The organism is Limnobacter alexandrii, assembly GCF_005871185.1.
Classification (GTDB): domain Bacteria; phylum Pseudomonadota; class Gammaproteobacteria; order Burkholderiales; family Burkholderiaceae_B; genus Limnobacter; species Limnobacter alexandrii.
On the sequence record NZ_SWKN01000011.1, the window covers coordinates 76,021 to 90,641 of the forward strand.

The following is a 14,621-nucleotide window of genomic DNA, read 5'->3' on the forward strand; positions in this document are numbered from 1 at the left end:
TAACTCCAGCGAAATTTGACAGGACACTTCTATGTGGGAGGATCAGTTAAATAAGACTTCAGGAGTGCTTAATGCGTGTTGTTTTAACAGACGGTGGTAGATTCAAAGCTGGCTTTAAGGGGCTGGCAGATGACTGTGTTTGTAGGGCGATTGCAATCGTGAAAGCGCAGCCTTACGAAAATGTTTACTCAGAGATCAATTTGATTTGTCGTGAGATGGGATACAAGGGACTAACCGCGCGGAAAGGACTCCCAAAAGTCGTGATGTTTGAAATAATGAAGCGCATGGGTTTTGAATGGAAGGCGCTGTGTGCGCCGGGAAGTAAACAACGGATTCATTTAAGTGAATCTGAGCTTCCAAGCGGTCGAATCATTTGCAGGGTGACCAGGCATGTCGTGGCGGTAATCGATGGGGTGATTTATGACAATCACGACCCCCAGCGAGACGAAAAGCGAATGGTTTACGGGTATTGGTATTAATAAGAATGTGAGTGAGTAAATTTGGACAAGATCGACAAACTCCGAAGGCTAAGACTAACTGATTCTGAGCGACTGGCCCTAGATAGGCTAATTGCGACGACTAAAAGTGATTCAGGCCAAGCAGCCAAGGCTGCAAAATTTCTATTGGCATGGTGGAACGCAGAGGAATTTGGCGGATTTGACCCAGCAACATTGTGGTCTGTTGATCAGGAAATCGCTCAGGACATGCTGACTTGTCTCGAAATGATTCGAAGGTTGGGCAGTTATCCAGACGCAGTTGGATACGAAGAGGAATTTAAAGGTGTTGTGTCCCGATGGGGCAATTGAGAATTAGTTCGAAAATAATCTGGAAAGAGCATGAACGTGAACAACGATGATGAGCTGCATTTTAAAGAGTTAACCGTGAGTAAGCATGATCTCACAGTGCTTGAAAGAGTGATTCAAAAACACTTGGACAAGCTTATGGAGAATTACCAATCGGAATACCATGACGATTTGGTGATCGCTGGACTCTCGCGGATCATGTTGGCATTAGGTAAACGAATTAATATTGATCGCGATTCAAGTGGCCGAGGATACTTGGTTGAAATCGTCGATGAAAAATAAAAACCCCATCCTTTTGAGGATGGGGTTTAGTCAAGGCAGGCTTACTCGTGACGGCCACATGGGCAGCAGTAAATGTCGATGCCTGTTGATGCGCACTCCCCTTCTTCGGGTTCATACGGTGAGTAGTGAGGGTCATAACCGTGCCATGTGAGCGCAGCTAAAACCGTGTCTCTCTGATCGGTTGGTGTTCGATCAAGTATCAGTTGCAAACCATCTTGGAGCATTTTTTCATAAAGGATGTCGGACAGTCCGCATCCAAAAGTTGCTCGTTTGGTGACTTCATCGATTTTCGCCATAAGAGCTGGATCAATGTTGTGTGCATCTTCAACTGTGTTTACTGGTTGATAGGGCATGATGAATCTCCTGAAATTTTGGATTGGAATTAAACGCGGCTCAGAAACTTTTCTGGGTAACGAATCAATTCCGCTCGAATATCTTCAAGATCGAAACCATCTCCCTCGTCAATGACTTCTACTTCAAAGCCAAATTGACGATATCGACTGACCAGTTTGCGCATTGCAAGTACCATTGATTTTGGAGTCAATGTGGGTTTGTTTTTGCGCTGGACGGGGACACAACTTAGGGTGATCTCCAAATTCTGACGATCGGCCGCAGCTGTAAACTGCTGCATGGCTTCTTCGACAAAAAAAGGCAGAACCACTGGCTGCTTTTCCAGGTAAGCAAGCACTATCCTGGGTTCGTTTTGACTTACCCCCCGAATACAGTAATGAAAATCCACCCCGAAACAACTCCAGGTGGCATTTTCCGTATCTTGGGAAAGGTCAAATGAAAAATCTTCGTTATTAAACGACATGATGATCTCCTAAGAAAAAGCCGAGCCCCAAAGGGCCCGGCCAAAACAGCGTTGGTTCAGAACCAGACGTTCCAGACCAGAACAGAAACCCACGCTATGTTGAATAAAGCAGCGACGATAACCATAAATTTTTCACCTGGCCCTGCGATGCAATTCCAGTAGTAGGTTGGATAGGTGACAAATAGCTCACTTACCATTTTCGACGTGCTGAAAAAACCTGCGGCAATCACAAGGATTGAGCAGATGATTTTCCCGATGATTACGATGGTCATCATTTGGAATCTCCTGAGAGTTGATTGTGATTTAGAGCATCTGCGTACCGTTCCAATTCATCCTCGGAAAAATACTCAAGTGCTGTTGCAGCCTGGCTGACGAGTCGCGTGATTTGAGCCTCATAGAGTGGATCTATTTGGCTGCCGTCAATGAACTTAGTGCTCATAACAAAGCTCCTTATCAGACTTGACGATTATTTCGCCTCGCCAGAATAGAGAACCGTGCTGACGAGCTGCGCCTCGTTTTGCCATTTGTTGAAGTCCGACCAAATCCTTTGCGGAGGCATTGGATTCGGGAAACACAGTGATGTCATAGGCCCTGTTCTCAAGTGAACCCTTGGGTTCAATTCGAACGTGGCCAACACAATCATTACCGTGGCGTACATCAAACTGCCAATCAAATCTTGCGGAGTATGCAGGCTTAATTTTCGAAAGATCCGTAAATTGTTGCCTGCTTAGTTCCTTGACTGCTGCCTTGCCGTTTCGCACATCGATTCGACAATAAACATCGCTCTCGTTCAAAGAGCTTAGGTGCCAAATCAAATCGCTTTGCTCCTCGGAAATACCGACCAAGGCGCAATGCGTGTGGCTGTTCCCTACTACCCAGGCGATGGTCACGCCCTCCACAAGATTTTCTTGTAAAAAGCGGCGATCATGTACCAGAAGGTCAGCGGGGTAACGAGACATCAGTTCAAGACCCTTTTGCTTCACAAGGTCCACCATTTTGTCGATGAGTTGATCAATCATTTCAGTCTCCTAGTCGTTGTTCAGAAGATGCCGAACACGCAATGCTGTCCGGATGACGCTTAGGTTCAGATAGCCCGAAGGCAGTTTCTGATCTCCCATTGCTACCCACGAATAAAGGGCAGAGGTTGCGTCGGATTGATTTCCCACCAAGTTGGTGATGGCTCTGTGAATCCGTGGGTACTTGGAAAGCACCTCGGATACATTGATGTTTGGTTTAATCATGATGATCTCCAAAAGAAGTGGCCACAAAGGCCACATAGATGAAAAGCACTCAATGAAACATTGGTGCCAGGCTGGTCATCCGTTGACTGGCGGTGCCAATCTCGGGACAAGGTGATCCGATCAGATCGTTTAACTCCGATCGATTTGCGGTAAAGGTAATTCCGTGCAATGGAACCATTTGGTCTTGCAAGTGAGCTTCGAGCAATTGTTTTAGCAACAAACAAACCTCAAAGTTCAAAAGCCTCAAATCTTTGGTTTCGTCGAACTTGCCGCGCAAGTCATGGACTTGGTTGGCCAGTGTGAAGAAGACTGGCGGATAGGTGACTTTGATCCCACAAACCGGAACCCAGCTTGAGTTGGAACTTCGTTCATATCGAACAGTGATGTTCTGAACGTCAGGGTTATCAGCAAGTACCAACAGCAGGAGCTGTGAAATTGCTAGATTTGCAAATGATTGAGCTTCTTGAGACAGTTTTGCCTTGTCCTTTGATGCCTCAACCAGGTTGTGAAGCCTTTCAAGTTGAAACTGAGCGGCGTAGATGGTCATGATTTTCTCCGATGAGATAAGACCCGAATGAAATGATGGGTCGTTGATGAAATGCGCTTGCGAATTTGCTTGCGCGAGTGCAGCAGCATTAGTAAGACCAATGCTGTGTTGAACATATCGAGGATGGAAATCATGCGAATTCCCCCTCTAGCTCTTTGAGAGCCTGTTTGATCTCTTGCCGAACGCCCGGTAGCACATCTTTTAGAAAGTTAAATGCCATCGATCTTGCTTTCCCTGTGGGGTAGCACTCAGCGCGAGTTTCTTCGTAAATTTCCTGACCATCGACTTGAATAGTTAGCTCAAAGGCGTTGATTGCTATTTCACCTCGGAGGTAAGAATCAATGTCTTCTTGGTCACACTCGGAGTCGCCTGACAGGTAGTCTGAGATGTCGTCATCACAATGTTTTGCTTTGACTTCAATCTGCAGGTTTGGCCCGTTGAACTCGAACACGGTTTCTCCATCGAACAAGCTGGCAAGCAAAGCGTCGTAGCCTTGGCTTTCCAGTTTTTTACATTGTGCGATGTAGTCGTTTGTGACGATTTCGTCGAGAAGAGAAACTGCGAAATATGGGGTATTTAGCGTTTCCGTGAGATGGTAAAAGTCGTCACAAAAATCAAGGTTGGTTGACCTTTCATGACAATAGTGACCATTGCCGCGTGTAACGACAAGCTTGCAATCACTGAGGTCTTGCTCATAGAAATAAAGCAAGCCTTGATCACGATTTCCTTGGGCATGAAGCCTTTCGAGAATGGTTCGTAGATCAAATTTCCCAGTGAACGAAACTCCATCGCCTTGGCAGGAATTTAAAGAGTAAGAAACCTCAGCATCTGAGAAGCCCAGTTGCTCAAGTTGATCCTCAAAAATTTTCCGAAGGGACATGTTGTTCTCCTTTGAAATCACCGAGGCAGGCCACATTGAGTAGCCTGCTTTGAGTGGGTTGAGATGTGGAATCAGTCCGCTAACTTGTTGATTAGCAGCTTGAGTTTTTTCCACCATAGTTTTCGACGAGAATCAGTCAAAACCAATGCAAGCAGTTGCAGCACGGTCAGGACGATGTTTTCAAGCGAGTCAATAATCTCCGAGGCGGTAACAGATGGTTCAAAGCACATGGCGACAAACTTTGCGAGTTTGAAGACCAGGGTGAGAATCAAAATTACGTATGGGAGGTTCTTTTTTGGAAAAGATTTTTTGGTCATGATGTGACCTCCTTCTTATTTTTGGGTTGATAAACCCTCAAGCAGGAGTACACACATCAAGAATTCTCTTTCGAGGTCGTGTTGCGTGACCCCTTCAAGAGAGAGCTGAAATCCCAGATTTTTTCAGTGGTCTGGTCCCACCTTTTTTCGGCATAGCCGAGAAAAATCATCTTTCGAAACACTCAATGGTGTTTCGAAACCTGACTTTTGTCAGTTCACCTCTGGCTGATGTTTAGAGATCAGTTTCCAACGGTGTATTCCCCGAAGGGATGTGTAGGTAAATCCAATTTGCATCACGACAAGTGCCGGCACGTTGTTGATGACCCCAAAAGCAATCCAGCAAAAGTTGGACAGCAGGAATAAAACAAAGCCGTAACCTGAGTTCTTTGAATTGGAAGAAAGCAAAAATGCACCGGCCAACCCGGTAAGGCAGCCTAATATTTCGAGAATTTCCATGGTGGGCACCCTGAGAAAATCGGGTTACCCGAGCCACCAGGCTGGATAACCCGGTGGTTAGATGATAGACGCTAAGTCTGAAGACGCATAAAGCGTTTTGGAAGCTCCATATTATTTGCAAGGCAGTAATTTGGCAAGTATTCGTGAGAAATGTGGTTAAAAGCCATAAAAATCAGCACTTTCAATAACATAGGGTGGCCCAGTTCTCGTAGAAAATGGGGAGGTTAGTTTTTCAAGGTTTCGTGATGCGAATCGCTACATTTGAGAAAACAAGGTTGTTTAAATCATGGTCAATTGAGCCGATGGTTTGGAGCAACAAAAAGAGCTTGGTCATGGGTGCGGAGATGAGCTCCATTGCGCGCGCTTACTATGCTGGCCTTGTTCAAATTAAAAACCCCGAACTGGCAGCCGTGGTCGCTTCATGCCCTTCTACAAAGAACGCGCTGAAAATTAGTAGCGCATTTTGTGATGAACAAAAGATTGCGCCTGACTCCCGTGTTTTGGAATGCTGCCTTCTGGCTGCGATTCGCGATGGAGCCCTTGAGCTCTCAGAGCTTGAAGATGCTGTCAATGAAATCGACAAAAAGAGTCATGGCAGCCACAGCACAATACTCGGAATGCATTTCGCCGCAGTCAGGGACTGCCTGGTTCGTGTAATCAACGGGTTTTCACCGGGCAATGGAGTATTAATTCTGGGCAATAGTAAATTCGATGTTCAACACCTGGTCAATGCGTCAAAGCAGTTGAATTTCAATGAAATCGGTTTTGTGCACGTTCTTAGCAAAGACTTCCATGCTCAAGACATCACGAACTGGGCGTTAAGCAGGCGGATCGTTTGCTGCTATCACCATGGCAACGGAGAACGAATCTTGAATGCGGAGCTGAGATCCGCGTCTGAAAATACCCAGGCTGTGATTGTATTTGGCGAACCAAAAACGGATCGGATGAAGTCCTTTGTCGATGAGGTCGCCACGACGCAGCGAGTTGGTGTCGTTTCGCGCAACCACTTTGACTGGTATGAATTGAAAAAGAAAAGACAAGCACCAAGGCTGGTTAAGAGCTTGATGAGCGATTCCAAACAGATCGGGTGTGAACTACAAAATGGAGAACTTTTTTGAAAGCGAGATTTATTAGAGCCATGGGACTTGCCCTGCTCGTGTCAATTTTGTCGGTTGGAGGGTACGTTTTCTTGATGTCGGAGAATCTTGACAGGCGACTTGATGGGCTGAATCAACAGGGATTTCAGCTTGAAAAGTTCGAAGAGTCATTGAACGAGCAAAAAGCGAAAGGCGTTGGCTTCTCGAATGACGCTGTGACACAGTTGGCGGACAGGAAATCAAAGGTTGAACGCGAGAAAGAAGAATTGATGGATTCTTTTTGGGCCTGGGCCATTGGAATTGGACTGGGAGTATTCACTGTTGTGATCCTTGTCGTTTTCTTGACCCGGTTCGAAGAGGAAAAGAAGTTTCGTTTGCAAGACCTTTCGTCGAGGTCAAAAACTTAGGAGTTGCCATGGACGACCAAGTAGAAAGTCAATTGGTACAGGCTCGGGATCGAACGCTTGAGCTTTCTCAACTCGAAGCAAACCACCAAGAACTACTGGGTCAAATGCATGGGCATGGTGAACAGGTCAAGTGCCTGTGCAGCAATGTGGGCATGGCAATACACAAAAGAAGTCGTTACTTCGTCTACAGATTGCCGAAATCTGGCTCTTTACATAAACCAGAGTGCCCGTCTTTCTCAGAAGAAAGTGACGATGGCGATGAGGAAGCAATTGTAAAACTGGGATTCGCTTTGAGTCGGTTTGTGAATCAAATCACGGATTCTGGTTTGAAGCGGGACCGTCAATCTCAAAACACGTCCACCTCAACTCACACCAAAATCATCACGATGCAAGAGGTCATAACCCGGTACTACAAGGAAAGTGGTCTGGGTTACATGCGGCCGGAGTGGCATCTGGTGAGGGGGTACAGGATACTGGAGAGCAAAGTTAGAGCCGCGGTTGCGAAAATACCAGGCACGTGGGCTGAGAAACTATGCGAGCAGGTTGTGGTGATTCCGAAATTCGATAAGGCTGTTTCGGAGGAATTTGAACGCTCGCTGGACAAAAGATTGGCAAAAACAGGTGTACGTGCCAAAACCTGTTTCATCATTGGCAAGGTGAAAGCACAGATCGGCGTTGATGAACCCCCCTCCTTCAGGTTCGAGCAATTTAGAGGTGCCTTCAAGTGTGTCGGTGGCGCGAAGCTACCGCCGGTAGGATCGCTTGTCATGGCATCCATCAAGACTGGTGCGAAAGGTCACTATGAGGTGGACAACACAGCATGGTTGTCGTTGACCGAGGATCATCTGGTGACTGAAAGTTCTATCGAATCGGATTTGTTTGAATTTCTTTGCAGCATTGGGTGTGTGTTCACGGTTAACGCAGACCACATAGGCGACCCATCTCGACCAGCTGCGTGGATCAAACGAATGAATGGGAGCGTTCTGAGCATTTTCGTGGATGGGAAGATACGCGATGGAAACCGCTTGAACTACCCGCTTCAGAAGCAAGAAATTGCCAAAGCCGTTTAATTAGAGGCTGTATTGTGTTGTGTGCTCAGTGTCTATCGAACACTAGGTAGTTTTTAACAGCCAACACGTCCAAATTGCTGGAAATGCTGTTGAGCAGTTGGAGGTAGGCATTGTAAAAAAAGTGGGTTTGCAACACGTCGGTTGGTGCATGGTGAAACGCAATAGAACCGGCAATCTCAGCAAATGGGTTCCGTTTGGCCAAATCCAGCGACTTTCTTTGGTTGTCATGTTCGTATGACATCTGCCAAAAAATAGTGGCACTGGCCAGTTCCGTGATGAATGTGTAGATGAAACCACCACGCCGGGTTTCTGCGTTGCTGCAGGAATGCGTTTTGAAGAAATGCACGGCTATTTTCAGTGCTGAGTCAAATGCGCTCTCAAATCCTGGTCGGTGTGACGGCATCATCAGCCCAAATCTTGAGTGTGCTCTGGCCAAAAACCGCATGATTGGAGTGTTGCATTGAAAAGTGTCGAACGAGGCTTCTTCCCCGATTCGGTTTAGGGCTGCCTTGAGAAGCCGTTCATTGGAATCGAATTGCAACCCGGGTTCTGGATTTCTAATGACCTTTTTTACTTGTTGCATTCAGCACCTCAGAGATGAAGTCTTATTTTGAACGATACGAAATTTGGCGTATTGGTTGAAAACGGACTTTTTTCAGGCTTTGGAGCAATTGACTGCATAAAGCTGCAGATTTATGTACCTGTACCGGGAGCTTCTGCGATCTCGGTCAACACACGTTGCTTAATCCTGTGGCGATGTTTGGACAGTAGTTTGCAACTTGGACAGTCCGCAATTTCATATTCGTCACCCGCAAAGACCTCGGCATTCCAGTTTCCACATTTGTCGCATAGCGTGAGGCGCCAGTGACCGCTGACCATAAAGCGTAGATGGTGAAGTACGGAGGGAATGTTGAAATTGCGGCCATAGACCGGGTGGACAAGAAAGCGCTGAATGTTGATTAGTGTGAAAGCGAGCAGCAGTTTATGCCCCTTTGCGAAGTGACGCATGTCCAATTCGCGCTTGGTGTCCTGTTCCATCCTGACTGCCTGGCCGATGAGATGGATTGCGATGATGTTGGCGGGCAATAATCGGTTTTCTGAAATTGGTGATTTGCTGACTGTGGGGCCACTGCCAATCTGAGTTTGAGCGCATGCCTTGCTCGCATACTTGATAAGCTCCTTGTCTTCACCCATCAAGCCAGTGATTATGCTTAGCGTTTCATTTTTACGCATGTGAAGGGCAATCAACACGTCAATGAGTGTTCTATCGACGATTTTTTCGATGTCATGGCTTGTGCTACCGCCGTATATAAGATTTTCCAGTGTGTGCATTGCTGGGTGTCTCGTAAGTTTGTAGGTTGATAGTTAGCTAGACAACTTAATTGGATAATTCGGCTGTTCTGCGTGGATGTACAACTGCTCAATGGTGAAACGTGGTCGGGTGCTGATGTCGATGCTTTTGGCCAGGCTGTTTCGCTTGGCCAAGGTCAATGATTTCAATTTAAGTAGATCGGGGATTTTGATCCCTGCATCTCTTGCAAGCGCAAAGTCTGAGCCAAGGCAGATGTACGTCAGCACTGATTGGAAAAAGTTGGTCAGGTAGGCGGGATCTGAGCCAGGTGTTTGTTCTGAAAGAAGCAGTGGATGCACTGTGTAGATCAGTTCAGTTGATCCAGAGCGAAGGATTTGGTCATACGTCCGGGCAGCCATACTTGGATGTGGGCAATGCGCAAAAAGCTGTGCGCAGAATTTGGGCTCAACCAAAAACCTCTCTTCAATGATCAGGTAGTGCCTCTGATCGTACGCCGCGCGAAGTGTGTCGAGATAAAGTTCATTTAACTCAGCAATATGTCCTTGCAGCAGTTTCTGCCCTAAGTGCGCGTCTACTTGCATTTGATTGTTCCTGTGCCCTCTTCCGGCTAAATGGTAATTTACTAAAGATAGGAAAACAATAACATTTCGGCCGTTTCTCGACTTTACTCAAAAATGGGTATGCATGCATATCCGTGTCTGTTCATTTCGTACTCAGTTGTCCTAGAAATGGATGTTACAAAAACGAAAAAACAAACAGTATTTTGATTAACAATTTATTGGTTAAAACTTTAAGACCCTTCAATCTGTTTACTGGTGCGGGTTTGCGGGAACTTCCGTGGGAGGATTTATGACATTGTGAGCCCAAATGTAGGAGCGTTTATGACATATCCCCCCGCAATTGAGGGGGGATATATGACACTCTCGTTTTAATGAGGGATTTTTTATGACGGATAAGTATCTCTACGCACTGAGAATCGGTGAAATGATTTTCTTGTGTGTGGAAAACATGACTCCTTGGTCTTAATGTGGGAGTTTTTATGACAACGATGAGGAAGCCAACAAACTGATATGCATAAGTGAACATTCGTTAACAAAGTTAATGTTTTGTATGCATGCGATGCAGGGTTTATACCTGCGGGATCCAGGTTTCGGTGCTTGGGCGAGGTAGTTCCGTACCAGGTTGTGCGTTTTACGCTTACCTGATCGCATACAACAGCCATTTTCGACTTTTTGCCGAAGCCCAAATGTGGGAATTTTTATGACATGCGAGTAGATGATGTTTTTTGGATTATTGAAGGGGTGCAATGTCATAAATCCTCCTACATTTGAAAGCGAAGGGCGGATCAAGGGTACACGCGTATTAAAGTCGAAAACTGTTGAGGCTGCTGGAGAACGATTACTGGAGTCTAATCACGTTTCCAGACGCTTGGGAGCCCTGATCTGGCTTGCTTCACAGGAAAAGGCTGAGTGAGCTGAACCGAAGTGAGCCGCGTTGTGAGTGCCGGCGGGTGTTTTCGACTTTAATCGCCAGTTTTCGACTCGATTGGTTGAGCAATCGGTGACTGTGACTGCCGAAGTGTGGGATTTTTTATGACATGCCGGTGCCTATGGAATGGCAAGCGAACGAGGTTCTTTTGGTTTGCCGGGATATAAAAGTCGAAAACAAATTATTAAAGTCGAAAACAAATTATTAAAGTCGAAAACTGAAAGTGCCAAAAAAGTGCCGTTTCAACGAAATTAGCTGGATCTTGAGTGACGACTGAAAGCGACCGTGGCAGATTAATTTCTCTCGGTTAAAAAAAGTTGTCATGTCGGACCAACAGCCAGGCCAAAACATCTCCAGACTAAGGAAGCCCAATGACTCGATCCACCTTCGTGTCAACCGTTCGCGCCTGACAGTCAATGGCATCCGTATTTTCAATGTGATTATCGCGCTGGTTCAGAACGAAACAATGCGCGGCACTAGGTTGATTCCGTGCAAGGACAAGACCCTTGAGGGCCATTACTGGATGTCAATGCCTGATTTTCAGGCTGCATTGAACATGGACAGGCGTAACAAACCGTACCTGGTCAATTCTTTGAAGCAATTGCACAGCGTCGAGGTCAGCGGCTTAAGTGATGATCAATGGGTGTACTCGAACCTCTTGATCGGGCATTCGATCGTCGAGAGAAGTGCCGTGCATGACTGGGCCAAAGGCTCAAGCTGGGTGGGTTTTTTCTTGCACCCCAAAGTGATTGACCACATCAAAGACCCCATGACTCGATACACGCCGATCGAGCTGATGTATCAGAACCGGCTGAGCACAGTCTCGGCAATTATCCTGTATGAACACTGCCTCTCCTTTCTCAAGCTTGGTAGAACGATGAATCATCAGGTCGATAACCTGATCATGTTTCTAAGGGCGCAGGAATCCAGTAAAGACCAACGGAAAATCAGCTACCGTGAGTTCAAAAACGATTATCTGAAGAAAGCAATCGCTGAGATCAACACGCAGACCAATGTGACGATCAAAGTGAAGGAAAAACGCAAAAGCAGGCGTATCGATGAGGTTTATTTTGAAGTCCTACCCAGGATCGACGAAGTCATTCAGGAGCCCGTGAGAAGCATCGACCAGGCGCTGGAAGCAAAGGAACTTCAGGCTCGATTGAACGAAATTGGTTTCTCAGCCAAGGAAAGCAATTTGATCCTGGCCGCGCACAGAACTGAGAGGGTTCGACTGGCCTTGGACGAATTTGGGATGATATTGAAAAAAGGCAAGAAGTTCACCACCAGCGCAAAGGCATACTTCCGCGCATTGATCAGCCGGTTTGATGAAGAACAGACCTTGGCCAAGAAAATGTCTGCTGGGCAACTGGACTGGATCAGTGAAGACCGCATTTCAAGTTTTGAACGCGCTCAGTTCGAGAAAGAGCGCCAAGACGAGGATAGGCAGATTGCAGTGGCTGATTCATGTTCGAACGAGGAGCTGGAGCTGTGCTGGCGCGAATTGCTTGAAACGATGGATGATCGCCAGCGTTTGATGTTTGCTGAGAAGCATCCAAAGGATTTTCCCAAATCAAGGGCGATGGTGGGTCGCTACATCATCAAAAAACGAGAAATTCAATCATTGTCAGACCAGTGCTAGGCCTTGTTCTCTTGATCAAGACGTTGCCTGTGGCTTGTAGCCCATTGATTTCCAGACTGTAGGGTTGATATTGATCGGGTTTGCACGACCTGATTTTAAATCCATGAACTGACCGTGAATGGAGATCTGACCGTGGAAAATCAAGTCCCACAAGCAAGCCAAGGCTTGAGAAGTCAGCGCCTTGTTGATAAAAAGCGACTGCTTTGAGAGCGATACAGCCATCGAGCAACTTGGTTCATCGGGAGCCTCTTTGGACGGGTCTGTCAGTTCTGGCAACAATTCATTGGGCATGGGCAACTCAGGCTTTCCTGATGTTGAACCAAGAACCCATTGTCCGGTGTGCGAGGAGTTACCCAAATCAAGCCAGTAGTCGTAATCCTGTGCTTTGGTGGCGATGATTTGACGAGAGGCCACGCTGTCAACGCAACTAATCAACACATCCATTGATGACCTGAAATGACGGGTTCTGATTGATCCGTCAAAGCGAACAGGCATTGATTGAAAGTCCAAGCCGTAGGCCATATTGATTCGACTGATCAGGCAGTCTGTTTTGTGTCGGCCAATATCGGCTGGAAAGTATGGTTGTCGGCCTATGTTGTTGGCAGATACGGTGTCTGGGTCGTAGGCTGTTACGCGAAACCGCTTGTCCGTCATGGCATGAATTGCGTGAGCCATGCTTGCAAGGCCGGTGATGATTTGAGAACCCGTGCCCCCTGCCCCAACGACAATGAAGTTCAGTTCTTTGCACTGCAATGCCTGTTGACTGATGTAGTGAGTTTGATTGGTTTCAGGGCTTGTCATGGCGCGTGTTCACTGGAAAGTAATGAGTTCACTTAGTATCTCGCAGACTTCGATTTGCGCAAGTTCTACGCCCCTGACCATGATCTTTGAAGCAATTGAGACTTCATCTTGGTTCAGGTTCCCAATCACCATGCTTATCTTGGTTGATCCGTGGTCGTCGGTTTTGTCGGTAGGAGAAAAGAAAGCCTTGTGAACCCCATGGCTGTGGATGTCAATGACCAAGGACTCGAATCGGTCAAGATCGGGGTAACGGTACGAGATGTGTGCGCCAGTGGCACGAATAACGTGTGGAAAGTGCAAAGAGTACTCTTTAGTCTGTTGATTAAACGAGATCAGGCAAGCCGCTTCCAAAGGGCAGGCGCTGCGGAAATGGTCAAGCACAGCGCGGCATATTTCGCCGGGCACCTTTGGGAGATTGATTTTCACGAATTCATGGGCCTTGCCGTATGGTGGGCTGAAATTCGCACAGAGTTGGGCAATCTTGAATTGTGTTGAGATCCAGGTATTTGAATGATTGAGAAACACCCCATTGCTGGCTACGACTATCTTATCTTCACCAGCCTGAACGGATGCAAAATCCGTGGAAATTGCTTGTCCTGAGTAGGACTGCGCATGCAGTGGAACTCGGTCAATTGCGATTGTGTCAAACGCTTTGATATTGGTGGGCGAGAGGTTTTGAAAATTCATGCTTATCCCTTCAATTTCTTGTTGATCAAATCGCCCAAGGTCATGGGTAGTGGGTTGCCATCATCTTTGACCATAATCTGGTTTAAAACGCGCGTAGGAAAGGTTTTTCGAGGCTTCTTACTCAGCCTTGCCCACAGGCCACCAATACCCCCTTTTGCGCTTGTGAAGCTTTGTGTACCGGCATTGGGGTGGGTGTATGTCGAGTCAAACAGCACGGTTTCCCAGCCCTTGATCGCTTGAGAAATGGAGTGGTGCTTTGGAACCGTGTTATTGCCCATGCAAAGGGAGTTGTTGGAAAAGATATTCATCAGTGGCGCGTGGCACAACACGGTTTCCGCGCTTGGGCGCTCTTTGGTGCAATCCTTGGTTTGAATGGCGTAGACGCTCAAATTGGACTTGTGCACACAAAAGATCAGGTCCGGGTAAGGCACTTCGAATACGCCAGTCACAGACGGTGACTTGAAAAAGGTCTTGCGAACTTGGCCTTTGCATGACCAGATTAGCACTCCGTTGTCGTTAAAAAGCACATTGGCTGGGAGTACTTCTGCGCCTGAGTCCGCCTTGCGTGACTGGATCTTGCAAATACTGCGCATCGTTCTTTGGGTCAGTGGTTTTCCTGCGCCAATGATGGGGCGATTTTGTTCGTCCATTTGGACGTTGTGAACGGTTGCAAAGCTGGACTGTTCTTTGTTGTCTGAGTACAGCAAGATTGCTTTTCTGATTGAAAAGTAACTTTCGTTGGTATTCAGTGCATGGTTTGCCGAGATATTCATGGTCGTA

23 protein-coding genes are annotated in these 14,621 nt (G+C 46.8%); 7 read left to right on the forward strand and 16 right to left on the reverse strand.

The window, feature by feature from the left end; genetic code table 11:
- Window positions 1–71 precede the first annotated feature (71 nt).
- From FCS97_RS14780 to FCS97_RS14790, 3 genes are read left to right on the forward strand one after another with little or no spacing between them, the layout of a single operon-like run.
- Window positions 72–479, forward strand: coding sequence for a hypothetical protein (locus tag FCS97_RS14780; protein ID WP_138519210.1), 408 nt, complete (start codon window positions 72–74; stop codon window positions 477–479).
- Window positions 480–500: 21 nt separating this feature from the next.
- A complete protein-coding gene (locus FCS97_RS14785; protein ID WP_138519211.1) occupies window positions 501–806 on the forward strand; it encodes a DUF7673 family protein in 306 nt (101 codons plus the stop codon).
- A gap of 30 nt (window positions 807–836) precedes the next feature.
- The gene (locus tag FCS97_RS14790; RefSeq protein WP_138519212.1) at window positions 837–1,085 is read left to right on the forward strand and encodes a hypothetical protein; all 249 of its coding nucleotides are present in this window, start codon (window positions 837–839) and stop codon (window positions 1,083–1,085) included.
- A gap of 41 nt (window positions 1,086–1,126) precedes the next feature.
- On the opposite strand, the gene FCS97_RS14795 is transcribed toward FCS97_RS14790, so the two are convergent.
- From FCS97_RS14795 to FCS97_RS14835, 10 genes are all read right to left on the reverse strand, one after another.
- Window positions 1,127–1,438, reverse strand: a complete 312-nt coding sequence (locus FCS97_RS14795; protein WP_138519213.1) for a hypothetical protein — start codon at window positions 1,436–1,438, stop codon at window positions 1,127–1,129.
- Between the two features lie 29 nt (window positions 1,439–1,467).
- On the reverse strand, window positions 1,468–1,899 hold the full coding sequence (locus tag FCS97_RS14800; RefSeq protein ID WP_138519214.1) for a hypothetical protein: 432 nt from the start codon (window positions 1,897–1,899) through the stop codon (window positions 1,468–1,470).
- A 56-nt stretch (window positions 1,900–1,955) separates the two neighbouring features.
- Window positions 1,956–2,174 carry a hypothetical protein gene (locus tag FCS97_RS14805; protein ID WP_138519215.1) on the reverse strand — a complete coding sequence of 73 codons (219 nt, stop codon included), beginning with the start codon at window positions 2,172–2,174 and terminating at the stop codon, window positions 1,956–1,958.
- Entirely contained in the window at window positions 2,171–2,338 is a 168-nt protein-coding gene (locus tag FCS97_RS16575; RefSeq protein WP_171035335.1) for a hypothetical protein, read from the reverse strand. Before FCS97_RS16575 ends, FCS97_RS14805 begins: the two co-directional genes overlap by 4 nt.
- The gene (locus FCS97_RS14810) at window positions 2,328–2,918 is read right to left on the reverse strand and encodes a hypothetical protein (RefSeq protein ID WP_138519216.1); all 591 of its coding nucleotides are present in this window, start codon (window positions 2,916–2,918) and stop codon (window positions 2,328–2,330) included. The genes FCS97_RS16575 and FCS97_RS14810 overlap by 11 nt, the downstream gene beginning before the upstream one ends.
- A 9-nt stretch (window positions 2,919–2,927) precedes the next feature.
- Window positions 2,928–3,140: a hypothetical protein gene (locus FCS97_RS14815; RefSeq protein ID WP_138519217.1), complete on the reverse strand. Its 213-nt coding sequence runs from the start codon at window positions 3,138–3,140 to the stop codon at window positions 2,928–2,930.
- A 49-nt stretch (window positions 3,141–3,189) separates the two neighbouring features.
- Window positions 3,190–3,687 (reverse strand): hypothetical protein, encoded by a 498-nt coding sequence (locus FCS97_RS14820; RefSeq protein WP_138519218.1) that lies wholly within the window; start codon window positions 3,685–3,687, stop codon window positions 3,190–3,192.
- Between the two features lie 130 nt (window positions 3,688–3,817).
- On the reverse strand, window positions 3,818–4,567 hold the full coding sequence (locus FCS97_RS14825; protein WP_138519219.1) for a hypothetical protein: 750 nt from the start codon (window positions 4,565–4,567) through the stop codon (window positions 3,818–3,820).
- 71 nt (window positions 4,568–4,638) lie between these two features.
- Entirely contained in the window at window positions 4,639–4,884 is a 246-nt protein-coding gene (locus tag FCS97_RS14830; protein ID WP_138519220.1) for a hypothetical protein, read from the reverse strand.
- A gap of 210 nt (window positions 4,885–5,094) precedes the next feature.
- Window positions 5,095–5,340 carry a nicotinamide mononucleotide transporter gene (locus tag FCS97_RS14835; RefSeq protein WP_138519221.1) on the reverse strand — a complete coding sequence of 82 codons (246 nt, stop codon included), beginning with the start codon at window positions 5,338–5,340 and terminating at the stop codon, window positions 5,095–5,097.
- 245 nt (window positions 5,341–5,585) lie between these two features.
- Between FCS97_RS14835 and FCS97_RS14840 the strand changes: the two genes are divergently transcribed.
- The 3 genes from FCS97_RS14840 to FCS97_RS14850 all read left to right on the forward strand — a co-directional run bounded on the left by FCS97_RS14840 (window position 5,586) and on the right by FCS97_RS14850 (window position 7,914).
- Window positions 5,586–6,458, forward strand: coding sequence for a hypothetical protein (locus FCS97_RS14840; RefSeq protein ID WP_138519222.1), 873 nt, complete (start codon window positions 5,586–5,588; stop codon window positions 6,456–6,458).
- 74 nt (window positions 6,459–6,532) lie between these two features.
- Window positions 6,533–6,844, forward strand: coding sequence for a hypothetical protein (locus FCS97_RS14845; RefSeq protein ID WP_138519223.1), 312 nt, complete (start codon window positions 6,533–6,535; stop codon window positions 6,842–6,844).
- A gap of 8 nt (window positions 6,845–6,852) precedes the next feature.
- Window positions 6,853–7,914, forward strand: coding sequence for a DUF1173 family protein (locus FCS97_RS14850; RefSeq protein WP_138519224.1), 1,062 nt, complete (start codon window positions 6,853–6,855; stop codon window positions 7,912–7,914).
- Window positions 7,915–7,939: 25 nt separating this feature from the next.
- On the opposite strand, the gene FCS97_RS14855 is transcribed toward FCS97_RS14850, so the two are convergent.
- The 3 genes from FCS97_RS14855 to FCS97_RS14865 form a co-directional block, all read right to left on the reverse strand.
- Window positions 7,940–8,497, reverse strand: coding sequence for a hypothetical protein (locus tag FCS97_RS14855; RefSeq protein ID WP_138519225.1), 558 nt, complete (start codon window positions 8,495–8,497; stop codon window positions 7,940–7,942).
- Between the two features lie 110 nt (window positions 8,498–8,607).
- Window positions 8,608–9,246: a hypothetical protein gene (locus tag FCS97_RS14860; RefSeq protein WP_138519226.1), complete on the reverse strand. Its 639-nt coding sequence runs from the start codon at window positions 9,244–9,246 to the stop codon at window positions 8,608–8,610.
- A gap of 33 nt (window positions 9,247–9,279) precedes the next feature.
- Window positions 9,280–9,807 (reverse strand): hypothetical protein, encoded by a 528-nt coding sequence (locus FCS97_RS14865; RefSeq protein ID WP_138519227.1) that lies wholly within the window; start codon window positions 9,805–9,807, stop codon window positions 9,280–9,282.
- A 1,229-nt stretch (window positions 9,808–11,036) separates the two neighbouring features.
- Here FCS97_RS14865 and FCS97_RS14870 point away from each other — a divergent pair.
- Window positions 11,037–12,353 carry a replication initiation protein gene (locus FCS97_RS14870; protein ID WP_138519228.1) on the forward strand — a complete coding sequence of 439 codons (1,317 nt, stop codon included), beginning with the start codon at window positions 11,037–11,039 and terminating at the stop codon, window positions 12,351–12,353.
- Window positions 12,354–12,368: 15 nt separating this feature from the next.
- Here the strand turns inward: FCS97_RS14870 and FCS97_RS14875 are convergent, their stop codons facing one another.
- From FCS97_RS14875 to FCS97_RS14885, 3 genes are read right to left on the reverse strand one after another with little or no spacing between them, the layout of a single operon-like run.
- The gene (locus FCS97_RS14875; RefSeq protein ID WP_138519229.1) at window positions 12,369–13,154 is read right to left on the reverse strand and encodes a PRTRC system ThiF family protein; all 786 of its coding nucleotides are present in this window, start codon (window positions 13,152–13,154) and stop codon (window positions 12,369–12,371) included.
- Window positions 13,155–13,163: 9 nt separating this feature from the next.
- Window positions 13,164–13,841 (reverse strand): PRTRC system protein A, encoded by a 678-nt coding sequence (locus FCS97_RS14880; RefSeq protein ID WP_138519230.1) that lies wholly within the window; start codon window positions 13,839–13,841, stop codon window positions 13,164–13,166.
- Window positions 13,842–13,843: 2 nt separating this feature from the next.
- Entirely contained in the window at window positions 13,844–14,614 is a 771-nt protein-coding gene (locus FCS97_RS14885; RefSeq protein ID WP_138519231.1) for a PRTRC system protein B, read from the reverse strand.
- Between the last annotated feature and the right edge of the window lie 7 nt (window positions 14,615–14,621).